Annotated in this window: 23 protein-coding genes; 10 read left to right on the top strand and 13 right to left on the bottom strand. The window is 33.3% G+C overall.

Features of this window, described 5'->3' with window-relative positions:
* Nucleotide 1: 1 nt before the first annotated feature.
* A complete protein-coding gene (locus JM80_RS05465) occupies nucleotides 2–1336 on the top strand; it encodes a dihydroorotase (protein ID WP_013620568.1) in 1335 nt (444 codons plus the stop codon).
* Between the two features lie 38 nt (nucleotides 1337–1374).
* Nucleotides 1375–1800, top strand: a complete 426-nt coding sequence (locus JM80_RS05460; protein ID WP_013620569.1) for a DUF4296 domain-containing protein — start codon at nucleotides 1375–1377, stop codon at nucleotides 1798–1800.
* Here the strand turns inward: JM80_RS05460 and JM80_RS05455 are convergent.
* On the bottom strand, nucleotides 1766–2773 hold the full coding sequence (locus JM80_RS05455) for an NAD-dependent epimerase/dehydratase family protein (protein WP_144709411.1): 1008 nt from the start codon (nucleotides 2771–2773) through the stop codon (nucleotides 1766–1768). The genes JM80_RS05460 and JM80_RS05455 overlap by 35 nt on opposite strands.
* A gap of 94 nt (nucleotides 2774–2867) precedes the next feature.
* Here JM80_RS05455 and tyrS point away from each other — a divergent pair, with 94 nt between their 5' ends.
* The 3 genes from tyrS (at nucleotide 2868) to JM80_RS05440 (ending at nucleotide 8090) form a co-directional block, all read left to right on the top strand.
* Nucleotides 2868–4163 carry a tyrosine--tRNA ligase gene (tyrS, locus tag JM80_RS05450; RefSeq protein ID WP_144709410.1) on the top strand — a complete coding sequence of 432 codons (1296 nt, stop codon included), beginning with the start codon at nucleotides 2868–2870 and terminating at the stop codon, nucleotides 4161–4163.
* Nucleotides 4164–4416: 253 nt separating this feature from the next.
* A complete protein-coding gene (locus tag JM80_RS05445; protein ID WP_144709409.1) occupies nucleotides 4417–6789 on the top strand; it encodes a prolyl oligopeptidase family serine peptidase in 2373 nt (790 codons plus the stop codon).
* A gap of 5 nt (nucleotides 6790–6794) precedes the next feature.
* Nucleotides 6795–8090: a DUF885 domain-containing protein gene (locus JM80_RS05440; RefSeq protein ID WP_144709408.1), complete on the top strand. Its 1296-nt coding sequence runs from the start codon at nucleotides 6795–6797 to the stop codon at nucleotides 8088–8090.
* A gap of 530 nt (nucleotides 8091–8620) precedes the next feature.
* On the opposite strand, the gene JM80_RS05435 is transcribed toward JM80_RS05440, so the two are convergent.
* The 4 genes from JM80_RS05435 to JM80_RS05420 are packed head-to-tail and all read right to left on the bottom strand — an operon-like array spanning nucleotide 8621 to nucleotide 10879.
* The gene (locus JM80_RS05435; protein ID WP_144709407.1) at nucleotides 8621–8887 is read right to left on the bottom strand and encodes a hypothetical protein; all 267 of its coding nucleotides are present in this window, start codon (nucleotides 8885–8887) and stop codon (nucleotides 8621–8623) included.
* A gap of 22 nt (nucleotides 8888–8909) precedes the next feature.
* Nucleotides 8910–9554 (bottom strand): leucyl/phenylalanyl-tRNA--protein transferase, encoded by a 645-nt coding sequence (gene aat / locus JM80_RS05430; protein ID WP_144709406.1) that lies wholly within the window; start codon nucleotides 9552–9554, stop codon nucleotides 8910–8912.
* A gap of 5 nt (nucleotides 9555–9559) precedes the next feature.
* Nucleotides 9560–9943 carry a DUF3127 domain-containing protein gene (locus JM80_RS05425; RefSeq protein WP_013620577.1) on the bottom strand — a complete coding sequence of 128 codons (384 nt, stop codon included), beginning with the start codon at nucleotides 9941–9943 and terminating at the stop codon, nucleotides 9560–9562.
* A gap of 39 nt (nucleotides 9944–9982) precedes the next feature.
* The gene (locus JM80_RS05420) at nucleotides 9983–10879 is read right to left on the bottom strand and encodes a flavin reductase family protein (RefSeq protein WP_034645900.1); all 897 of its coding nucleotides are present in this window, start codon (nucleotides 10877–10879) and stop codon (nucleotides 9983–9985) included.
* 106 nt (nucleotides 10880–10985) lie between these two features.
* Here JM80_RS05420 and JM80_RS05415 point away from each other — a divergent pair, with 106 nt between their 5' ends.
* Complete coding sequence (locus JM80_RS05415) at nucleotides 10986–12134, top strand: HAMP domain-containing sensor histidine kinase (RefSeq protein ID WP_013620579.1); 1149 nt, start codon at nucleotides 10986–10988, stop codon at nucleotides 12132–12134.
* Nucleotides 12135–12136: 2 nt separating this feature from the next.
* The gene (locus tag JM80_RS05410; RefSeq protein ID WP_144709405.1) at nucleotides 12137–12493 is read left to right on the top strand and encodes a hypothetical protein; all 357 of its coding nucleotides are present in this window, start codon (nucleotides 12137–12139) and stop codon (nucleotides 12491–12493) included.
* Here JM80_RS05410 and JM80_RS05405 read toward each other — a convergent pair.
* Both JM80_RS05405 and greA read right to left on the bottom strand, forming a co-directional pair.
* Complete coding sequence (locus tag JM80_RS05405; RefSeq protein WP_075694640.1) at nucleotides 12480–12872, bottom strand: HIT family protein; 393 nt, start codon at nucleotides 12870–12872, stop codon at nucleotides 12480–12482. The two genes, JM80_RS05410 and JM80_RS05405, sit on opposite strands and share 14 nt — an antisense overlap.
* Nucleotides 12872–13348, bottom strand: coding sequence for a transcription elongation factor GreA (gene greA, locus JM80_RS05400; RefSeq protein ID WP_013620582.1), 477 nt, complete (start codon nucleotides 13346–13348; stop codon nucleotides 12872–12874). Before greA ends, JM80_RS05405 begins: the two co-directional genes overlap by 1 nt.
* 111 nt (nucleotides 13349–13459) lie before the next feature.
* On the opposite strand from greA, the gene JM80_RS05395 reads away from it, so the two are divergent.
* A complete protein-coding gene (locus tag JM80_RS05395) occupies nucleotides 13460–13903 on the top strand; it encodes a hypothetical protein (RefSeq protein WP_075694641.1) in 444 nt (147 codons plus the stop codon).
* Nucleotides 13904–13961: 58 nt separating this feature from the next.
* On the opposite strand, the gene JM80_RS05390 is transcribed toward JM80_RS05395, so the two are convergent.
* Nucleotides 13962–16187 (bottom strand): TonB-dependent receptor, encoded by a 2226-nt coding sequence (locus JM80_RS05390; RefSeq protein WP_034645912.1) that lies wholly within the window; start codon nucleotides 16185–16187, stop codon nucleotides 13962–13964.
* Between the two features lie 283 nt (nucleotides 16188–16470).
* Between JM80_RS05390 and JM80_RS05385 the strand changes: the two genes are divergently transcribed.
* Nucleotides 16471–16842, top strand: coding sequence for a VOC family protein (locus JM80_RS05385; protein WP_034645913.1), 372 nt, complete (start codon nucleotides 16471–16473; stop codon nucleotides 16840–16842).
* Here the strand turns inward: JM80_RS05385 and JM80_RS05380 are convergent, their stop codons facing one another.
* The 5 genes from JM80_RS05380 to JM80_RS05360 are packed head-to-tail and all read right to left on the bottom strand — an operon-like array spanning nucleotide 16843 to nucleotide 20447.
* Nucleotides 16843–18381: a DUF4301 family protein gene (locus tag JM80_RS05380; RefSeq protein ID WP_144709404.1), complete on the bottom strand. Its 1539-nt coding sequence runs from the start codon at nucleotides 18379–18381 to the stop codon at nucleotides 16843–16845.
* Nucleotides 18378–18944: an AAA family ATPase gene (locus tag JM80_RS05375; protein ID WP_013620587.1), complete on the bottom strand. Its 567-nt coding sequence runs from the start codon at nucleotides 18942–18944 to the stop codon at nucleotides 18378–18380. The genes JM80_RS05380 and JM80_RS05375 overlap by 4 nt, the downstream gene beginning before the upstream one ends.
* On the bottom strand, nucleotides 18899–19537 hold the full coding sequence (pnuC, locus tag JM80_RS05370; RefSeq protein ID WP_013620588.1) for a nicotinamide riboside transporter PnuC: 639 nt from the start codon (nucleotides 19535–19537) through the stop codon (nucleotides 18899–18901). Before pnuC ends, JM80_RS05375 begins: the two co-directional genes overlap by 46 nt.
* The gene (locus tag JM80_RS05365; RefSeq protein WP_034645919.1) at nucleotides 19521–19781 is read right to left on the bottom strand and encodes a thiamine-binding protein; all 261 of its coding nucleotides are present in this window, start codon (nucleotides 19779–19781) and stop codon (nucleotides 19521–19523) included. Before JM80_RS05365 ends, pnuC begins: the two co-directional genes overlap by 17 nt.
* A gap of 30 nt (nucleotides 19782–19811) precedes the next feature.
* Nucleotides 19812–20447: a 4'-phosphopantetheinyl transferase superfamily protein gene (locus JM80_RS05360; RefSeq protein WP_144709403.1), complete on the bottom strand. Its 636-nt coding sequence runs from the start codon at nucleotides 20445–20447 to the stop codon at nucleotides 19812–19814.
* A 130-nt stretch (nucleotides 20448–20577) separates the two neighbouring features.
* Here JM80_RS05360 and ahcY point away from each other — a divergent pair, with 130 nt between their 5' ends.
* On the top strand, nucleotides 20578–21894 hold the full coding sequence (ahcY, locus tag JM80_RS05355; RefSeq protein WP_013620591.1) for an adenosylhomocysteinase: 1317 nt from the start codon (nucleotides 20578–20580) through the stop codon (nucleotides 21892–21894).
* Nucleotides 21895–21990: the final 96 nt, after the last annotated feature.

The following is a 21990-nucleotide window of genomic DNA, read 5'->3' as shown; positions in this document are numbered from 1 at the left end:
AATGAAAAAGACACTAATAAAAAACGCTAAGGTTGTAAATGAAGGCACAATTACCAATTGTGATATTCTTTTAAACGGTAATTATATAGAAAAAATAAGTAGTTCTATTAGTGATGCTAATGCTACGGTTATAGACGCTAAAGGCAATTACGTATTACCTGGCATTATAGATGACCAAGTACATTTTAGAGAACCAGGACTTACGCACAAAGGAAATATTGCTACAGAAAGTAAAGCTGCTGTTGCAGGTGGTGTTACTACTTTTATGGAGCAACCAAATACAAATCCGCAGACAACAACAATAGAAAAGTTAGAAGAAAAATTTGCTGTAGCAAAAGAGAGTTCTTACGCTAACTATTCGTTTTTGTTTGGTGGTACTAATGACAATTTAGAGGAATTAAAAAAACTAGATAAAAACGCTTGTTCTGGTGTTAAACTATTTTTAGGTTCTTCTACCGGAAATATGTTGGTAGATAACGAAGAGGTTATTGAAAAAATATTTAGCAATACAGAAATGGTTATATCGGCTCATTGCGAAGACGAAACTACTATTCGCAAAAATATGGCTACGTATAAAGAAAAGTACGGAGACAACATTCCTATAGAATATCACCCAATTATTAGAAGTACAGAGGCGTGTTATTTGTCTTCTTCTAAGGCTATTGCTCTGGCAGAAAAAACGGGTGCCAGACTACACGTTTTTCATTTATCTACAGGAAAAGAAACAAGTCTTTTTAGAAACGATATTCCTTTAAAAGACAAAAAAATTACAGCAGAGGTTTGTGTTCATCACTTGTGGTTTTCTGATGAAGATTACAAAGAAAAAGGAACACTTATAAAATGGAATCCTGCTGTTAAAACTGCAGAAGACAGGTCTATGCTGTGGGACGCTCTTTTAGATGACCGTATTGATGTTATTGCAACAGACCACGCACCACATACTTTTGAAGAAAAAGATAACGTTTACACAAAAGCACCATCTGGAGGACCGTTAGTACAACACGTTTTACCTGCTATGCTAGAGAAAGTTTTAGATGGCACAATTACTATAGAACGTATGGTAGAAAAAATGTGTCATAACCCTGCTATTTTATTTCAAATTGAAAAAAGAGGATATATTAAAGAAGGGTACTTTGCAGATTTAGTTATTGTAGACACCAATAGTCCTTGGCAAGTAAGCAAGTCTAACATTTTATACAAATGTGGTTGGTCTCCGTTTGAAGACTACACATTTAAATCTAAAATTTCTCATACCTTTGTTAATGGACATTTAGCATATGAAAACGGCGTGGTTTCTGAACAAAAAAATGCACATAGATTAACCTTTAACAGGTAATTAAAGAATTAGCGTTACACCATTAACACATATAAAAGATGAAAAAGTTTTTAACGTTACTTTTAGTGATTGCTACAGTTGCTTCTTGTGCAGAGAGTGCTATTAAAAAACCAGATAATCTTATTAGTGAAGAGGAAATGGTAGATATTTTGTATGATTTAGCACTTATTACAGCTGCAAAAAATACCAACTCCAATGTATTGGTAGAAAACAATGTAAAAACAATGCCATATATCTATAAAAAATACAATATAGATAGTACACAGTTTGCAGATAGCGATATTTATTACGCTGCCAACCCTGTTGTTTATGAAGGTTTTTATAAAGAAATACAGCGTAAATTAGACACCATAAGAACTCAATTAGACCGCAAAAGAGAATTAAAAGCAGATAGTATTGCTGCTAGCAGAAAAAAGAATCCAGAAAAACTTAAAGTTGCTCCTGTAAAAGCAGGGAAGAAGTAGTTTTAATAACGGTATCTAAATCTGTAAACTTAAAGTTTATAGCTTCTTTAATTTTTGCGTTTTGGTACATATCTTGACTTTTTAAGCCGTGTACTTGCATTTTAGACAGCTTACGACCTCTTCTGGTAAATAAATGCACCAACCAGTCTAACTTACACAAAATATTTAACTGCCATATTTTTAAAGCCTTAGTTGGTTTTGGCTTGTTAATTTCTTTTGCTATTTTATCTAAAACCTCTTTAAACGTAGCATTTTTGGCTACAGCAATATAGCGTTCGTTTTTTAAGTCAGATTTCATTAGCTCAATACACATATCTGCAACATCTGCAACACCTACAAATCCGCTACCACTTGGTGGGTAGTATTTTAAACCATTTGCTATTTTACTAAAAAATTGTCCACTTCCAGAGTCCCAATATCCAGGCCCTAAAATAACACCTGGGTTTACAATTACAGCATCTAAACCTTCTTGTGTACCTCGCCAAACTTCCATTTCTGCTGCATATTTTGTAAGTGCATAAACATTTACATCTGCATCATTCCATTCTGTTTCTTCAGTAACAATTGGTGTTGCTTCATTTTTACCCAAAGTAGCAATAGAACTTACGTAAGTTAGCTTTTGCACATTATTAGCCAAACAAATATTTACAATATTGGCAGTGCCTTTTGTATTTACGTGTCTTAATTTAAAATAATCATTAGGGTCAAAAGAAATTAAAGCTGCGCAATGGTAAACGTGCGTAACGTTAATAAATGCATCTTCTAAAGAAGGTATATCTGTAACATCTGCAACAACCCAATTAATTTTTGCAAATAACTCATCTGCATTGTCTACATAATAAGAAAATACTTTTTTTACCTGCTCCAAGTTACTGCTTGGCCTATGTATAGCCTTTACTGCGTCCTCTGTTTTAAGCAGCTGCAATAAAAGATGCGCGCCTACTAATCCTGTGCCTCCTGTTACCAATATCATAGTTCAAATTTAGCAATTTAATTTACTGTAGACTACTGCCAAAGCTCTCTATTTCTTTTATATTTGCATCTACTATTACAAAACATAAAATACAATGGCTTCTAATTTTGTCGCAGAATTAAAATGGAGGGGTATGATACATGATGTTATGCCCGAAACAGAGGAACACTTACTAGAACAAATGCGTGCTGCTTATGTGGGTATAGACCCAACAGCAGACTCTTTACATATTGGCCATTTGGTTAGTGTAATGATGCTACGTCATTTTCAACTAGCAGGTCACAAACCATATGCGTTAATTGGTGGAGCTACAGGCATGATTGGTGATCCGTCTGGAAAATCTGCAGAACGTAATTTGCTAGATGAAAAAACACTTAGACACAACCAAAATGCTATAAAAGACCAGCTATCTCGCTTTTTAGATTTTAAAAGTAACGAAGAAAATGCTGCTGTTTTAGTTAATAATTACGATTGGATGAAAGAATTTTCATTTCTAGAATTTATTCGTGATGTTGGTAAACATATTACCGTTAACTACATGATGGCTAAAGATTCTGTAAAAAAACGTTTAACTTCTGAAGCCAAAGAAGGAATGTCTTTTACAGAGTTTACATACCAATTAGTGCAAGGGTATGATTTTTTCCACTTGTTTAAAGAACACAACTGTACCTTACAAATGGGTGGCAGTGACCAATGGGGAAATATTACTACGGGCACAGAAATGATACGTAGAATTGGTGGCGGTAAAGGCTATGCACTTACCTGCCCATTAATTACAAAAGCAGATGGTACTAAGTTTGGAAAAACTGAAGGTGGTAACATTTGGTTAGATGCAGAACGTACTTCTCCTTACAAGTTTTACCAATACTGGCTAAACACATCTGATGAGGATGCTGAAAAATTTATAAAAATCTTTACTTTTTTAACTAAAGAAGAAATTGATGCATTAATTGCAGAACATAAAGAAGCGCCACATATGCGTGCTTTACAGAAAAAATTAGCAGAAGAAATTACAATTAGTGTACACTCTAAACAAGATTTAGACAATGCTATAAAGGCAAGTAATATTTTATTTGGAAAATCTACTTCTGAAGATTTAAAAACACTAGACGAAAAAACTTTTTTAGATATTTTTGAAGGTGTACCACAGGCAGAAGTAACTGCTGCAGATATTGAAGAAGGTTTGGATATGATTGGTGCATTAGCTGCTAAAACTCAGTTTTTAGACTCTAATGGTGCTGCACGTAGAGAACTTAAACAAAATGCAATTTCTGTAAACAAAGAAAAAGTAAAAGAAGATTACGTTATTACAAGCAAAGACTTAATTAACAACAAATTTGTATTATTACAACGTGGCAAAAAGAATTATTTTGTATTGGTTGTAAATTAAATTTTAAGCTTACATATTTTAAAGGCTGGTTATTTACCAGCCTTTTTTTATACCTTTTTTTTAGTTGATAATCCATTTTAGCTATTTTATTCTTAATTAAATTAAGTTTTACATTCTACAGCCACTCGTTTACAGACCAAACAGATACTTGGAATATATTACTATAGAATTGGAAATAATGCTAACTTTAGTGCATTAAACAAAATACTGACACTGACTTAGCCAAAAAATCATCAGAAAGAACCAAAAGAAAATGAAAAAAAAGTTCCTTTTTAGCATAAGCATTCTGCTTTGCTCACTATCAATCTACGCTCAAGAAAATAACAAATCGGTTTTAAGCATTAAACAAATTATGCAGGGTAGTGACTTTATTGGCCACTTACCTTCTAGTGCTAAATGGTCTCAAGACAGTAAAAGCATTTATTTTAACTGGAATACAGAAAATGCATATAGCGACTCTCTTTACGTTTACAACAGCACTAATGGCAATATTAGTAAAGTAGATTTTGAAACCGAATACAACCTACCTTCTACCCCAACTTTTAATTCTAAACGAACAAAAAATGTATATATAAAACGTGGCGATATTTTTTATACAGATATTACTACCAATAAAACCATACAGGTTACCCAAACTACAGACCGAGAAAGAAATGCAAAATTTATAGAAAACGACAGTAAAATTGCATATCAAAAAGGACAAAATATTTATACTTGGAATATAAAAACTGGTGCAACTGCGCAAATCACAAATTTTACAGACAAAAAAGATAAAGAAAAGCACTTAAGCGATAAAGATGAATGGTTACGTAATGACCAACTTGCTCTTTTTGATGTTTTAAGAGAACGCAAAGCCAAAGAAGACGCTCGCAAAAAGGCAATGGAACGCTACAAAGAAAAAGAGCTATTTTCTATATACACAGAAGGTAAGTCTATTAGCAGCCAAAGTATTAGTACAGATGGTAGTTATGTAACCTACATTGCTGCCACTTATGCAAGTAACAAGCGTACTACTATGCCGCATTTTGTAACAGAATCTGGCTATGTAGAAAATGAAAATACACGCTCTAAGGTTGGTGACAAGCCAAGCAGCTATGAGCTTCATATTTATGATATTAAAAACAAAAAAACATACCCTGTATCTTTAAATAATTTAGAAGGTTTAGATTATGTACCAGAGTACACTAAAGACTACCCAAACAAAACATATAAAAACGACAACAGAATTGGCTACATAGTTGGTCCTATTTGGAGTGCAGATGGTAAAAAAGCCGTTTTAGATATTAGCTCTAACGATTATAAAGACCGTTGGATAGTTCTTTTAAATCTTGCTGATGGTACCGTTACCAATTTAGACCACCAACACGATAAAGCTTGGATTGCCGGCCCAGGAATTGGTTGGGGTAATTTAGGTTGGTTACCAGATGACAATAGTATTTGGTACCAGTCTGAAAAAACAGGTTATTCTCATTTGTACACCACTAATGTGTTAACTAAAAAAACAAAAGCACTTACCTCTGGTAATTTTGAAATTTATGAACCAACCATTTCTACAGACAAAAAACGTTGGTATTTTACAGCTAATAAAAATCACCCTGGAGACAGACAGTTTTATACAATGCCTTTAAAAGGTGGTAAATTAACTCAGTTAACCACAATGGTTGGTAATAACGAGGTTACTTTATCTCCAGATGAGCGCCAAATGGCTATTTTACATTCGTACAGCAACAAACCAACAGAGTTATACATACAACCTAATCCAATAAAAAACAGATCTAAAACAGCTCCAAAACAAATTACAAATTCACTTACAGACAGTTTTAAAAAATACACCTGGAAAGATCCTGAGGTTATTACCTTTAAAGCTGAGGACGGAGCCGAGGTATACGCAAGGTTATATCAACCTAAAACAGCAACAAAAAACAAAGCTGCTGTAATTTTTGTACACGGAGCTGGCTATTTACAAAATGCACACAAATGGTGGAGCTCTTACTACAGAGAGTATATGTTTCATAACATATTGGTAGATAATGGGTATACTGTGTTAGACATAGATTACAGAGGTAGTGCTGGTTATGGCAGCAAGTGGCGAACCGGGATTTACCGCCATATGGGTGGTAAAGATTTATCGGACCAAGTAGATGGCGCAAAATTATTAGTAGATAAATATGGTATAGACAAAGATAAAATCGGAATTTATGGCGGTTCTTATGGCGGATTTATAACATTAATGGGAATGTTTAATGCTCCAGACACTTTTAAAGCTGGTGCTGCAATACGTTCTGTAGGTGATTGGGCTGCTTACAACCACGGTTATACTGCACGTATTTTAAATACTCCGGTTACAGATAGCATTGCTTACAGAAAAAGCTCTCCTATTTATTATGCAGATGGTTTAAAAGGAGATTTATTAATTCTACACGGTATGGTAGATGATAATGTGCATTTTCAAGATATGGTACGTTTATCTCAGCGTTTAATAGAGTTAGAAAAAAAGAACTGGGAAATGGCTGTTTATCCTGTAGAGCGTCACGGTTTTGTAGAGCCTAGTAGCTGGACAGATGAATATACACGTATTTTTAATTTGTTTAATGAGAGTCTTTTAAACATTACCACTAAAGAATAACATTTATGAAGAATAAAATAGCAGCCTTATTTGCTGTAATAGCATTAGGATCTTGTAGTAAACCACCAGAAAAGCCTAAAATGAATGCTTTAGCAGAAGATTACGTAAAACTGGTTTTAGAAGTAGGACAATATAATAGTGATTTTGTTGATGCTTATTATGGCCCAGAAGAATGGAAACCAACCTCAGCTAAATTAGATACTATACCAGCTTCAGATTTTATAGCCAGAACCAACACATTAATAAATAGCGCTAATTTGGTAGATACAACTGCTTTTTCTAGTATTGAAAAAGCAAGACATACAATGTTTAAAAAGCAACTAACTGCTGTAAAAACCAAGTTAGAGATGCTAGCAGGTAAAACCTATAGTTTTGATGAAGAAGCTAAACTTTTATATGATGCAGAACCACCGCATTTTACAGAAGAGCACTTTAACAAACTTATTGCTGCTTTAGAAGAAGAGCTACCAGGAGATGAAGATTTAGCTACTAGATATGCTGCTTTTGAAAAACAATTTATAATACCAAAAGATAAGCTAGATACTGTTTTTAGAGTTGCTATTACAGAAGCAAGAAAAAGAACTAATCACCATTTTAAATTACCACAGAATGAAGATTTTGTGTTAGAATATGTAAATGATAAAAGTTGGTCTGGCTACAATTACTACCAAGGTAAAAGTAAAAGTTTAATACAGATAAATACCGATTTTCCAATTTTTATACAACGTGCAATAGACTTAGCTTGCCACGAAGGTTACCCTGGTCACCACGTATTTAATGCGCTATTAGAACAAAATTTAGTTGATGCTAAAGGATGGAAAGAATTTTCGGTATATCCATTATTTTCTCCGCAATCTTTAATAGCAGAAGGTAGTGCAAACTATGGTATAGACGTAGCTTTCCCAGGAGATGAGCGTGTTGCTTTTGAAAAAGAAGTACTTTTCCCTATTGCAGGTTTAGATGCTAGCAAGGCCGATAAATACTATAAAATTCTAGGACTAATAGGTAAGCTAAATTACGCAGGTAATGAAGCTGCAAGGCAATATTTAAACGGAGAAATCTCTAGAGAAGAAGCTGCCAAATGGCTAGAAAAATATTTGTTTTACGCACCAGATAGAGCATTGCAACGCACACGTTTTATAGACCAGTACCGTAGCTATGTTATAAATTATAATTTAGGTAAAGACCTAGTTGCAGACTATGTAAAAGCTAAAGGAGGTACTGTAGACCAACCAGAAAAACGCTGGGCAGTTTTTAAAGAGTTGTTAAGTAACCCACATACAGCAAGTAGTTTAAAGTAGAGTTAAATTCAGTCTTGTATAACCTTCATTTACGGGATTAAATATATTTTTTTTTGCTCTAGTATTGACATTATCAATTCTGAATGGATTAAGACGTAATCTACTGAAGTGCTGAGACGCTTTTTATTCCGGTATTAATAATTTTTAAGAATTCCGCTGTTGATATATCAAATTCTGAAATATCTATTTCAACTAATCCTCTAGATTTAGTGCCAAGAATAATTTTGCCAACTGAGAATCCTTCACTAACATATTGATATGTTTTTACGAATTAGGATACCCTAAAATTAGATTTTTTTTAAAAGGCTTAGAACCAAAAAGTCATTTTTGAAGAATGAAATGATTCAAAATACTGAAGATATGAGTCCGATAAATTCCCAAAAACCCATATACCAAAGATACATTACTAGGGCATTTAAAACATCAAATAATTATTGAGACTTATCAACAAGAAATTGAGATTGTAAACGTTGAGTAACAGTTTCGTATGAGTAAGTCGTCCATTAGAAAACTGTCTTTTTTTTTGCGATTTAAATGACTTGGATAAACAGATATAAGCTTAATGCTAAACAAATTCCAAAAGCTCCTAACATAATTTTAGCTAATATATTTCGCCATCTTTCATTTAAAAAATACAGTCCAACACATAAAATTCCAATCCCAAACAACCATTTGGAATATTTTAATTCTGGTGGGTCAAAACTAGTTTCAGCTAAAGCGTTATTATGATTGTAATATATCAGTACAGAATCAATAATTCCTATAATCAGAAATATGTATTTAGTTCTAGTTTTCAATTTGCATTAAAATGTTAGGTAACTACTCAATAAACTCCATAAAATAATCCCTATCTATTTCTCTGGCACCTAAACTCTCTAGGTGCTGGGTATAGACTTGGCAATCTATAAGTTTGTAATTATTAGCTTGCATTTCTTGTACCATTGTTATAAAACCGTATTTAGATGCGTTGCTAACATCACTAAACATACTTTCTCCACAAAACACAGTACCTAAATCTATGCCATACAAACCACCCACCAATTGGTTATCTAACCAAACCTCGTAAGAGTGTGCAAAGCCTTTTTTATGCAATTCTATATATGCGTTTTGCATATTTTGGGTAATCCACGTGCCTGGCTGCCCATCTCTTGGTACAGTAGCACAACGGTGAATTACTTCTTCAAAATTTTTATTTTTTGTGACAGTAAAAGTTTTATCGCGTAAAAGCTTACGCATACTTTTAGAAACTTTTAATTCTTGCGGAAACAATACCATTCTTGGGTCTGGACTCCACCAAAGTGGCAATCTATCATCATCAAACCAAGGAAAAATTCCGCTTTTATAGGCAAGTTGTAATCGTTCTACAGATAAATCTCCTCCAGCCGCTAACAAACCTTCTTCATTAGCTGTATGTACTGGAGGAAACTCTAACTTATCTGTTAAATAATATATTGGATTCACCATTTAACCTAGAAAGGCAAATCATCGTGATCTTCTTCATTTAAATTATCAGCAGGCTCAAAAGCTTGTGCTGGCGCAGCTGGTGGTATTCCTGCATCTCCGCTTGGAGCAGCTTGTTGTAAGTTTTCTATTCTCCAACCCTGTATAGAGTTAAAGTACTTAGTTTCTCCTTGTGGGTTAACCCATTCTCTACCTCTAAGGTTTATGCTAATTTTTACTGGTTGCCCAACACTATAACCGTTTAACAAATCGCATTTATCCTGAACAAACTCTACCATTATATGCTGTGGATACTGCTCCTCTGTTGTAACAACTATTTCTCTTTTTCTAAATCCGTTACTTCCAAAAGTCTGAGTTTCCCCAACCATTTTCACTTTTCCTTGTACTTCCATCTTAAATTAGTTTCTTATGCGTGTTTATTAATTTAGTTCTTATTCTATTATATCTATACCTGCTAACAATAATTTTAATGCTCCCAATGGGTTGTTATTAAAAATATATTCTTTAGCCTTTAATTGCAGCTGTACACTATCATTAGTTGCTAGTGTTGCTTGTGCATCTTCATTTTCATTAACAAATTGTTGTACACTTTTGGCTGTTGGTAAAACTTCTATATTACCTAACAACCCTAAATCATTACCAGATAACAACTTACTGTTTTTTATTTTGTCTGGCAAACTATCTATACCTATTCCTAAGGTAGATAACGGTTTTGGAACCTCAAACATACCTTCTTTAGCTCTGCTATACCAATTACCTCCCATACGGGCAACCAAATCTATTTTATGTTGGTCTATACTTCCGTTTTCATCTAAAACTGAAGAATCTACGTGCACCTTAACAACTTCGCAAAACACCAAATTACCGGCACCACCTTCATCACCTAAAGCCTCTACTTTAGTAACTTTGCACTCAAACTGCACTGGAGATTCTGCTACCCTAAAAGGGGTGACCACATCAGACTTTAACATTGTTAAACCAGCCTTTTTAAACTCATTTACCCCTTCTGCATACTCTGTACTAGACAAAGACATTTGCTGTACTATTGCATAATTTACAATATTTACCACAACTTCCTTAGTCTCTAATACATTTTCTAAGGTGTGTTTTGTTGTATTATTTCTAACACGCCTAGCAGGAGAAAAAATTAGTATTGGCGGGTTTGCACTAAATACATTAAAAAAACTAAAAGGAGATAAGTTAGGGTTACCATCTTTATCTACTGTGCTAGCAAATGCAATAGGTCTAGGGCCAACAGCACCTAAAAGATATCCGTGCAATTTAGCCGTTGTAACCTCGTTTGGTACTATAGAAATTGTTTTTTTCATAGAATGCAAAGGTACATAATTTGTCCGCTATTTAAAACAAGATGGCAAGATAGAAATACCAAATGTGCATTAAATTACGTTATCTTTAAACCCAAGAATTGGAACAATGAATTTTAATCCAAAAAACAAAACTATAAACATTTCCTTAATGGTTGGCGCTTTCTTTATTGTGAGCCTTATTTTATGGAATACAAATAGTTTTTTTGAGCAATTTAAGAAAGAAGAAAGACACAAAATGGAAATATGGGCCACAGCCCAAACCGAGTTTCGTAACTCTTCACAAACGGAAGATTTAGGAGATTTACATTTAAAGATTTTTCAAAACAATACCTCTACACCAATGATTTTGGTGAACAAAAGCGGCACTTTTAACGCAAAAAACATAGAAGGCAACAAAAAGAAAGACACTGCTTTTATAAAACAAAAGATAGAGGATTTTAAAAAAGAAAATACACCTATTTTAATGACCCATAAAGGAGAGCTAATTGCTACCCTTTATTATGGTAATTCTGAAGTTTTAAATAATTTAAAATATTACCCTTTAGCGCTATTACTAATTATATTTTTATTTGGTGCTGTAATTTTCTTTTTCTTTAAAACCAATAAAGCATCTGAACAAAGTAAACTTTGGGCTGGTATGGCTAAAGAAACGGCACACCAAATAGGCACTCCGCTTACCTCTCTTTTGGGGTGGAATGAGTTGTTAAAAGATGAAAACATAAATCCAGAAATATCTGTAGAAATTGAAAAAGATATTTGTAGGCTACAAACTATTACAGACAGGTTTTCTAACATTGGGTCTTTACCTAAGCTTGAAGAAAAAGATATTGTTGCCGAAACTAAAAGTGCTTTTGATTATTTAAAACGAAGAAGCTCTAAATTAATTCAGTTTTCTTTTGATAGTAAAGTAGATGAACTGCCAGTTATGCTTAACAAACCCTTGTACAACTGGACCATTGAAAACTTAGTTAAAAATGGTATTGATGCTATGCGAGGTAAAGGACATATTGCCATAGAAATTATCCCTGCAGGAAGCTTTGTAAACATTTTAGTGTCTGATACTGGCCATGGAATACCTAAAGGAAACTATGCTTCTATTTTTAATCCAGGGCACACATCTAAGCGTCGTGGCTGGGGTTTAGGGCTGTCTTTAGTTAAAAGAATTGTAGAAGAATACCATAACGGTAAAGTAAAAGTGTTATCTTCGAGTAAAGATGGCACTGTAATGCAGATTTCGTTAAAAACAAAAATTTAACTATGTCTAAGGAGAAATTAGTAATACTAAAAGAGGCTAACATAAAAAATAACTGTCCAGAATGTTTTCATAACGAGCTTATGGTTACTTTTTATCAAAAGCAAAAATTTGGCAAATTTATACACAAAACTACCAGTGAGGTAAGTAATGATATAAAATGCCTAAGATGCCACTGCACAATATACCCAGTAAACTGGACAGATGACATAGAGCGCTCTTTTAACTACTACCAAAAGTTAGCTATACCGCACAAAACAAGTGTAAAATTTACATCTTTATTTTATATAATTATGCTTGTACTAATTGCCATAGTTGGTATAGCAGTTTACATTTTTACCCAAAAAATTATTGAATTTTAGCTGCTATTTTTGCTGCTAAAGCCGTAAACTCTTCTGTAGTAACTTCCTCTTTCTTTTTAAATGAAGCATCTGCCATAGAATTTAGAGGTATTAAATGCACGTGCACGTGTGGCACTTCTAAACCAATAACAGACATACCTACACGGTTGCAAGGAATAACAGCTTCAATAGCTTTACCCACTTTTCTTGAAAAAGCCATTAACCCCATATAAGTTTCTTCGTCTAAATCTAGAATTTTATCTACCTCTTTTTTGGGCACACAAAGCGTATGCCCTTTTGCGTTAGGGCTAATATCTAAAAAAGCAAAATAGTTAGCATCTTCTGCCACCTTATAACAAGGTATTTCGCCATTAATTATTTTAGTGAAAATAGATGCCATTATGCTCTAGTTATTTCTAAAATTGTAAGTTTAATTTTTCCGTTAGGCACAGCAATTTCTGCTTCGTCACCAACACTTTTACCTAGCAAACCTTTACCTATTGGAGAGTTTACAGATATTTTCCCTGTTTTTAAATCGGCTTCACTTTCTGCAACTAAGGTATATTTCATTTCCATACCATTAGACTGGTTTTTTAGTTTAACCGTAGATAAAACTAGTACCTTAGATGTATCTAACTGAGACTCATCAATAATTCTGGCTCCAGCAACAATTTCTTCTAACTTAGAAATTTTAAGCTCTAATAAACCTTGTGCTTCTTTGGCTGCATCGTACTCTGCATTCTCAGATAAATCTCCTTTATCCCTAGCCTCTGCAATAGCTTGTGACGCCTTTGGGCGCTCTATGTCTTTAAGCTGATTAAGCTCATCTTTTAACTTTTTTAAACCTTCTGCGGTATAATAAGATACGTTACTCATAACATGATCATTTTATAAATAAGAAAATCCTCTTATTTCTAGAGGATTTTATACAAATATACATAATTTTTGTTCACATTTGCTGTTGTATTAGTACTAAGAAAACATATTATGAAAACACTTTTTACACTTTTAGCCGTTTTTCTATTACTTTCTTGTGATAGCGGTAGAACTAACAGAAATCCTTACCTACAAGAGATTAGTTTTAGAATAGATTTAAACCTAAACTTACCATCATATAGTGCCTTAAAAAACACTGGAAATGCCGTTTACGTTGGCAGTCAAGGTGTTGGCACTAAAGGTATTTTTGTTATAAATACAGGGTTTGATAGTTTTATGGCTTTTGAAGCTAGCTGCCCAAACCACGAGCCTAGCTCTTGCTCTACTATGGTTTTAGATGATGATAAGCAAAATGTTACTTGCCCATGCGAAGACTATAAATACAATTTATTTACGGGTCAATTTTTAAATAGGCCAGATGATGACAATAGATATCATGACATGCTTTTTTACAGCTCATCTATAAACGGTAATATAGTTACTGTTAGAAATTAAAAAAAGGGCAAACCTAAAATAAGGCCCACCCTTTGTAAACATGGTTAGTGTTCAAATCTTAAAAATTAAATGTTGCACCCACTAAAAAGTTTGTTCCTGCTTGTGGGTAATAACCTTGTACTTCAAAAGTAGTGCCAGGAGTGTCCCAACTATTTAAATATGTATATCCGTTAGATACATATTTTTCATTAAAAACATTATTTACTAATCCGGTTAAGACAACTGACTTAAATATTTTATTAAATTTTATCTCGTAAGCCACATTAAAATCGTTTACAAAATAGCTATCTAACTTAGAGTCTTCTGTATCTGTGTTACTTAAGTATTGTTCGCCTACAAATTTAGATAAAAAAGATAATTTTATGTTCTCTTTTGGCGCATAAGTAAAAATATTTCCGGCAACAACGTTTGGCGAATACGCAATATTTGTATCTCCTAAGTCTTGTATATCTCCATCTCTATCTGTGAAAAAATCTTTATTTTTATTACTACTTACGGCAATGTTTGGTCTGGTAGAGAGCTGATCATTAAAAACAATATTTGCATCTACTTCTAAACCAAAACGGTAACTATCTCCAACATTTTCTCTAAGCGGAGCTCCTACATCATTTAACTCACCCGTAACAACCAGTTGATCTTTATAACCCATATAGTATAAGTTTGTGTTTACTTGTACGGCAGAAGTTACATAGCGCCAACCTAACTCATAATCATTTAATTTTTCTGGCTTAGGACTACCGCTTTCATAATCATTTCTGTTAGGCTCTCTGTTTGCCACAGCATAAGAAGCATAAAAATTATTATTTTTATTTAAGTTAAAAGTTACCCCAGCTTTTGGATTTATAAAATTAAACCTATCATTTACCAAACCTGTATCTTCTCCGTTAGCCTTATAACCAACTCTTCTGAATTGTACATCTCCAAAAAGGCTCCATTTCTCATCTACATTATAATTTAATTTAGTGTAGATATTAAAGTCGGTTTTAGTAGAGTTATCATCATAATAACGGTCTTCATAACTACTATTAGCTGTAAATTGCTGTGCCCAAATTACTTCTCCAAAATGGTCTCCTTTATATTTATTATAGCCACCACCTATAATAAAGTTTACTCCGTTTTCTTTATAGTTAGCAGAAAAAGTAGTCCCATAAAAATCATTATCTAACCACCTTCTTCTAATTAAATCTGTAACATCTGTTCCGTTAAAACCAGCTACAATACCATTATAATCTGCAGGATCTTCATCTTCTTTGTATTGCTCAAAAAAACCACGTCCTTTTGTATAGTGTACCGCCAAGTTAGTAGACCAAATATCAGAAATTTGCTCGTTCCACAATAATTGAAAATGATCTTGCTTGTAATCATCATTTTCGTTAGCATAAAACTGAGTAACACCATTTTCATCTTTGTAAGCACCAACCGGGTTGTATGTTCTGTTTTCTTTTAATGTTTCTGCATCAATACCATCCCAAGATTGGTACGTGACCTCATGACCTCCAAAAAGTAATGCCTTTATTAAAGTATTATCATCTACATAAGCAGCTTGCAAAAAGTAAGAATCTAAGTTAGACGAAGCCCTGTCTACATAACCATCTGAAGCAATTCTAGACAACCTACCAGAAATTTCTACGTGATTATTTAATAAACCTGTACTAAATTTAATATTGTTTTTTAACGTATTAAAACTACCAATAGATGTAGATACTTGCCCGTATGCATCTGCAGAAACAGCATCTGTTAAAATGTTTAAACTGGCACCAAAAGCACCAGAACCGTTAGTAGATGTACCAACACCTCGTTGCAATTGCAAATTCTCTGTAGAAGAAGCAAAGTCTGGCATATTAACCCAAAAAGTACCGTGAGACTCAGAGTCGTTATAAGGTATACCATTTATAGTAACATTTACACGCGTAGCATCTGTACCACGCACTCTAATACCCGTATAACCAACACCAGCACCAGCATCTGAAGTGGTTACTACAGCAGGTAAAAAGTTCATTAATATAGGAATATCCTGACCTAAATTACGAGATTTAAATTGCTCTTTGGTTAAGTTAGAGAATGTTACAGGAGATTGAGTTGTTACACGTACTCCAGAAACTAAAACCTCATCTAAAACTACCTTTTTACCTTCTAAGGTGTCTATTTCTTTTTCTTGTGCCGCGCTTGTAAAAGCTAATCCAAAAACAGCTAAAGTTGTGCCTAAAGTTTTTAAGTATACTTGTCTTTTATTGCTGCTATTTTTGTGAGTAGTAGCACTTAATTTAAAACAGTTTGTTTTCATTCGTAATAGTATTACAAATAAAAGGGGCTGTTATTTTTGTTAAATTGTATAGATTTTTTTTGAGTGGCAAGCTCCATTTATTAATTGCCTTTTAACCTAGCTAACACTTCTGTACTGCGTTGCTATTACTTCCCTTAGCAGCATTACCCGCTCAGGTTCGTTGGGTATAATCTCAGCCTAAACTAATAAGCACCCCTTTGAGATGGCAGCAAATGTAGGGCACACTTTCTAGTATTCATAAAAAAAAGTTAATTTTATTAACTACAACAACTAAATGTACATTATGAAATTAGGAGCATTTTCTATAAGTTTAAGCGTAAAAGACATAAAAACATCTAAAGCTTTTTACGAAAAATTAGGTTTTAGTGTTTTTGCTGGTGAAATTGATAAAAAGTATCTAATACTTAAAAACGAAAACACCATTATTGGTTTGTTTGAAGGAATGTTTGATAAAAATATGCTAACATTTAATCCTGGTTGGGACCAAAGTGCAAATACACTTAAAAATTATGATGATATTAGAGACATACAAAAGCAATTAATTGCCTCTGGACTTGAGCTTAGCTCAAAAGCAGATGAAAACACTACAGGACCTGCAAACTTAGTTATTGTAGACCCTGACGGAAACCCTATTCTGCTAGACCAACACGTGTAATTACAACGGTTGGTGAGCAGATTTAAGCAAATCGTTTACTGTTTTTACTGGGTTAAAAGTAATACTTGGCACCTCTACAAAAATAGTGTTCCAATATGCCATTGCTCCGTTCCAAAGACCAGGCAATTCTAAAGCCTTAACAGGCCTTCCTTCTTTTGTTTTTTCTGTTATAAAACCTTGCTTTTCATTTACAAAGTCTAACAAATTATATTTTTCTCCTTTGTAATTTTTAACACCACAAACTAAATCTACTGGGTTAAAATGAGTTGCATTTTGCAATATTTTAGCCTGATTGTAATTAGACGTATTAATTTGTGCTGACTCTACTATTTGAAGTGAAACATTTTCTTGATAATCTTTAATCCAAAATGGCCCACCACCTGGATCTCCAAGGTTTTTTACCATACCACAAACTCTAATTGGCCTGTTTATATGATTTTTTAAAAGTGCTATTTGATCTTCTTTTCCTAAGTGAATAAATCCATTTTTAAATCTGACATTTAATTCCTCCTTTAAAAACAATCTAATTTCATTTATTAAATCGTCATCAACATCATTATTGTCTAAAATTGAAGCATATTTAAACGCTTTATTCTGAACTTTTAATAAAAACCCTGCTAGCATTTTTTTGCTGTTAGCTATTGTTTCTAAATGTTCTTCTACAATAATATTATCTATGTTTTTTATAAAAATAACATCTGCTTTTTTATCGTTTAAATTTTCAATAAGTGCCCCATGACCTCCTGGCCTAAACAATAAGCTTCCGTTTTTTAATCTAAAAGGAATGTTATCTATATCTACAGCAATGGTGTCTGTTTCTACTTTCTGAAATGAATAATCTACCTCAAAACTAACACCTGTTTCTTTTGTAACCACATCTAATACTTGCGCTTCCTTTTCTAAAAACATTTTTTTATGCTGTTCAGAAATTGTAAAATGCAGCTTGGCCTTTTTAGCAGTTGTTGCGTACAATGCAGCCTCTTTTAAATGTTCATAAAACGGAGTTACAATACCGTTTTTGTATGCATGAAAAGGCAATAATCCTTTGGGGTAAAAGCCATAATTTAATTTATTTTCTGCTAATAATTCTTCCACAAAAGCATACACTTCTTCTCCTGTAGACGAAAAATTATTACCTATACGTGATTTTACATCTTTATAAAAAGGGAAATTTTTTAATCCTTCTGTAAAAGTCTTAATAGCATTATCTTCTGATGTATTTATATACTCTTGTAATGTTTGTTTTTTAGGGTTATATACTTCTAAAAAAGCAAATAAAGCCTTAAACATACGTGTTGCTGCACCAGAGGCAGGAGTAAATTTTAGCAATTCTTTTTCTGAACGTTCTTTTTCAAACAAAGAAATAAGCTCTTCCTGCTCTTTATCTGTAAATTTTAAGATACCATCACCTACAACGGCTGCTTTAGATAAATTTACAAAAGGTATCCCCTCTTTAAAGGTTTCTATTTGAGCTAAAACCTTTTCGTTAGTAATTCCTTTTGCTGCAAATTGCTTTAAATCTATATCTGTAAAATTCATCTATTTTCTAGTATTTTGTCTATTGCTGCTACTGCTGTAGCTAGTCTTTCTGCTTTACCGCCCCTTAAAGTAATAAAATTCCTATTATACTTAAGCAATGTTTGTTTAAAAAAATTAAACATTTCTTGACGTTCTTGTGGCTTATCTCTTAAATCATCTGCCTCCCAAGGAACGTCTACATAGGTTAAAAAGTATAAATCGTATGTGTTTTCTAAGGCATATTTTTCTAAAACAGGATCACAAGTTCCAATGTAATAAGCCTCTGAGTACACTTTAGTCTCTAGCAAATCTGTATCACAAATAAGTACATCTGTAGCCTTTTTTGCTAATTTATTCTCTAATTTCATTTGACCTTCAGCAATTGGCAAAAGATCTTTAGGTTCACAGGTTTTACGCTCGTTGTTCCATTTGTCTTGCAAATACTCCCTAGCATATTCTGGCACCCAAACAGAATGGTAATGCCTTGCTAATTGTTCTGACAGCGTTGTTTTACCAGTAGACTCTGGCCCAAACAAAACTACTTTAACAATGTTTGTGGGCTCTTGCCTATACTTTTCTTCCATGCTAAATATCCTAAAATTGCTACTCCTGTAAATACAAAATATTGTAACGCTGTAAAAACAAGTCCTTTATACAAATATAACGGAACAGAAATAACATCTCCTATAATCCAATATATCCAATTTTCAATCTTCTTTTTTGCCATTAACCACATACCTACAAAGAAAATTGCTGTGGTAAATGTATCTACATAAGCGGTCCAACTATTAAATTTATCAAAAAACAAGTAAACAAGCGTTACAAATGCAATAGTAATTGTAAATAAAATTGCAGACCACATTTTATCTTTAACCGTTGTTGTTGTTATTGGTATAAAATGATTTGCATCTACTTTTCTGGTCCAAACGTACCAACCATAAATACTCATAGAAAAATAGTAGGCATTTATCATCATATCTCCTAAAAGGCCATATACCAATAAAATATATACAAAAATAGCGGTGCTAATAATACCTGTAGGAAAAACCAATATGTTTTCTCTTTTAGAGTAAATAACACTTAGCAACCCAAATAAAACACCAATAGATTCTAAAACTATTAAATGTGTTGGTACGCCATTGTATTGCGCAAAAATCCAATCAAAAATGTGGCTCATAATCGCTTCTGTCAGATTTTACAATTTTCATAAAAAGCAGCCCTTTGTCCATTAACTCAAATGCTTCTTTAATTTCTGAGTTTAAAACACGCATTACCTCATCATAATCTCCATAAACTTGGGTACTTAGCGGGTTCTCTAAAATTGTTAATCCAGATGCTCTTAGTTTTTTAATAAAATTAATTATGTGCTCCTCAAAAGTATCCTGAAGTGGCGAAAATGTAAGTTCTACAGAAATATTCATTGTAAAATTATTAGTAATAAATTAGTAAGTCTATGTTGTTTTTAATGCATAAACACAAGTAAAACCCTCAAACTCTAAAAATGCAACCTTATAAAATGAAGATGCTCCTTGGTATAATATCTCTGCTGTTGTTTGCTCATCTGCAAACGTAAAATCTTTAACATTTATGTGATGCAAAAAACTTAATCCTTTTTGCGCATAAATTTTATATAACGATTCTTTTGCTCCCCAAACTATAGTTAGTTTTTGGGTTAATGCAGATACATTTGCTATGGTTTTGTACTCTTCAATTGGAGTAAATTTATGTGCAATTTTTAAAATTTTATCTCGCTGCATTTCTATATCAACTCCAACCTCATCTGTCTTGCTAACAATAATTCCTGTAAAGTGATGTGAGTGTGTTATAGATATAAAATTACCATCTTTTAAGTGTGGTTTCCCCACCTCATCATACCTTAAATCAAAATCTGTATAACCAGCTTGTTTAAGCAAATGCCTTATACTTAAAAACCCTTTTCTGTGCATATCAGATTTCATTCCGTTTAATCTGTTTTGGCAATGATCTGTAAGTGCAATTGGCTTAGCTAATTCTGCCTCTGACTCTTCTATTTTCCAAATGTAGAGTTTTGTGGTATTGTTTACTGTTATAGTTTTGTAAAGAGGCATAGCATTATTTAAGATATTAGTATCTTTGCACTGCTTAAGGCAAATGAAATAGTATTGGTAAGCGAATTTAACTATTTAAAACGCTACGCCAAAGTGTTTCTTTTTATTAAAAATACGAAAAAAAGAAAAAATGAGCTCAAATACAGTTGCTTACGTACCAAATAAGGTAAAAGATATTTCTCTAGCAGATTGGGGAAGAAAAGAAATTGAATTAGCTGAAGCAGAAATGCCAGGTTTAATGTCTTTAAGAGAGGAATACAAAGATTCTCAGCCTCTTAAAGGTGCTAGAATTGCTGGTTGTTTGCATATGACTATACAAACTGCTGTTTTAATAGAAACTTTACAAGCTTTAGGCGCAGAGGTTACATGGAGTTCATGTAACATTTTTTCTACACAAGACCAGGCTGCAGCTGCAATTGCTGCAACAGGAACAGCTGTTTACGCTTGGAAAGATATGACAGAAGAAGAGTTTGACTGGTGTATAGAACAAACCTTATTTTTTGGCGAAGAAAGAAAGCCATTAAATATGATTTTAGATGATGGTGGAGATTTAACCAATATGGTTTTAGATAAATACCCAGAACTTGCAGAAGGTATTAATGGTTTATCTGAAGAAACTACAACTGGTGTTCACAGACTTTACGAGCGTGTAAAAAACGGAACTTTACCAATGCCAGCTATTAACGTAAACGATTCTGTTACCAAATCTAAATTTGACAACAAATACGGTTGTAAAGAGTCTGCAGTAGATGCTATACGTAGAGCTACAGATGTTATGTTAGCCGGTAAACGTGTTGTGGTTTGTGGTTATGGTGATGTTGGTAAAGGTACTGCTGCTTCTTTTAAAGGTGCAGGTTCTATAGTAACTGTTACAGAAATAGATCCTATTTGTGCATTACAAGCTGCAATGGACGGTTTTGAAGTAAAAAGATTAGAAACTGTTGTTGGTAATGCTGATATTATTATTACAACTACCGGTAACAAAGATATTGTACGTGCTGAGCATTTTGAAGCTATGAAAGACAAAACCATAGTTTGTAACATTGGTCACTTTGATAACGAAATCCAAGTAGGATGGTTAAATGAGAAACACGGTAATACCAAAAACACTATTAAGCCACAGGTTGATAAATACACTATTAACGGGAAAGATATTATTCTTTTAGCCGAAGGTCGTTTGGTAAACTTAGGTTGCGCCACAGGACACCCTAGTTTTGTAATGAGCAACTCTTTTACCAACCAAACACTTGCACAAATAGAACTTTGGACAAATGCTGATGCTTATAAAAATGATGTTTATATGCTACCAAAAGCTCTAGACGAAAAAGTAGCTAAATTACACTTAGCTAAAATTGGCGTTGAGCTTACTGAATTAAAAGAAGACCAAGCTAGTTATATTGGGGTAACTGTAGAAGGCCCATACAAGCCAGAGCATTACAGATACTAATTCTTTTAGCATTATAAAATAACTCAGCTCTTTTCCTCATATATAAACCTATTTGGAAAAGAGCTTTTTTTATACACCAACCTCACTTATACAACT

It is taken from the genome of Cellulophaga sp. RHA_52 (assembly GCF_007827205.1).
Classification (GTDB): Bacteria; Bacteroidota; Bacteroidia; order Flavobacteriales; family Flavobacteriaceae; genus Cellulophaga; species Cellulophaga lytica.
The sequence above is the reverse complement of the archived record's forward strand: the minus strand, read 5'-3'. Positions and strand labels throughout refer to the sequence as shown.

Bases quoted from the DNA above. Each gene is read 5' to 3' on its own strand.
- JM80_RS05465 (WP_013620568.1), top strand. From the start codon at position 2: ATGAAAAAGACACTAATAAAAAACGCTAAGGTTGTAAATGAAGGCACA.
- JM80_RS05460 (WP_013620569.1), top strand. From the start codon at position 1,375: ATGAAAAAGTTTTTAACGTTACTTTTAGTGATTGCTACAGTTGCTTCT.
- JM80_RS05455 (WP_144709411.1), bottom strand. From the start codon at position 2,773: ATGATATTGGTAACAGGAGGCACAGGATTAGTAGGCGCGCATCTTTTA.
- tyrS (WP_144709410.1), top strand. From the start codon at position 2,868: ATGGCTTCTAATTTTGTCGCAGAATTAAAATGGAGGGGTATGATACAT.
- JM80_RS05445 (WP_144709409.1), top strand. From the start codon at position 4,417: ATGAAAAAAAAGTTCCTTTTTAGCATAAGCATTCTGCTTTGCTCACTA.
- JM80_RS05440 (WP_144709408.1), top strand. From the start codon at position 6,795: ATGAAGAATAAAATAGCAGCCTTATTTGCTGTAATAGCATTAGGATCT.
- aat (WP_144709406.1), bottom strand. From the start codon at position 9,554: ATGGTGAATCCAATATATTATTTAACAGATAAGTTAGAGTTTCCTCCA.
- JM80_RS05425 (WP_013620577.1), bottom strand. From the start codon at position 9,943: ATGGAAGTACAAGGAAAAGTGAAAATGGTTGGGGAAACTCAGACTTTT.
- JM80_RS05420 (WP_034645900.1), bottom strand. From the start codon at position 10,879: ATGAAAAAAACAATTTCTATAGTACCAAACGAGGTTACAACGGCTAAA.
- JM80_RS05415 (WP_013620579.1), top strand. From the start codon at position 10,986: ATGAATTTTAATCCAAAAAACAAAACTATAAACATTTCCTTAATGGTT.
- JM80_RS05410 (WP_144709405.1), top strand. From the start codon at position 12,137: ATGTCTAAGGAGAAATTAGTAATACTAAAAGAGGCTAACATAAAAAAT.
- JM80_RS05405 (WP_075694640.1), bottom strand. From the start codon at position 12,872: ATGGCATCTATTTTCACTAAAATAATTAATGGCGAAATACCTTGTTAT.
- greA (WP_013620582.1), bottom strand. From the start codon at position 13,348: ATGAGTAACGTATCTTATTATACCGCAGAAGGTTTAAAAAAGTTAAAA.
- JM80_RS05395 (WP_075694641.1), top strand. From the start codon at position 13,460: ATGAAAACACTTTTTACACTTTTAGCCGTTTTTCTATTACTTTCTTGT.
- JM80_RS05390 (WP_034645912.1), bottom strand. From the start codon at position 16,187: ATGAAAACAAACTGTTTTAAATTAAGTGCTACTACTCACAAAAATAGC.
- JM80_RS05385 (WP_034645913.1), top strand. From the start codon at position 16,471: ATGAAATTAGGAGCATTTTCTATAAGTTTAAGCGTAAAAGACATAAAA.
- JM80_RS05380 (WP_144709404.1), bottom strand. From the start codon at position 18,381: ATGAATTTTACAGATATAGATTTAAAGCAATTTGCAGCAAAAGGAATT.
- JM80_RS05375 (WP_013620587.1), bottom strand. From the start codon at position 18,944: ATGGAAGAAAAGTATAGGCAAGAGCCCACAAACATTGTTAAAGTAGTT.
- pnuC (WP_013620588.1), bottom strand. From the start codon at position 19,537: ATGAGCCACATTTTTGATTGGATTTTTGCGCAATACAATGGCGTACCA.
- JM80_RS05365 (WP_034645919.1), bottom strand. From the start codon at position 19,781: ATGAATATTTCTGTAGAACTTACATTTTCGCCACTTCAGGATACTTTT.
- JM80_RS05360 (WP_144709403.1), bottom strand. From the start codon at position 20,447: ATGCCTCTTTACAAAACTATAACAGTAAACAATACCACAAAACTCTAC.
- ahcY (WP_013620591.1), top strand. From the start codon at position 20,578: ATGAGCTCAAATACAGTTGCTTACGTACCAAATAAGGTAAAAGATATT.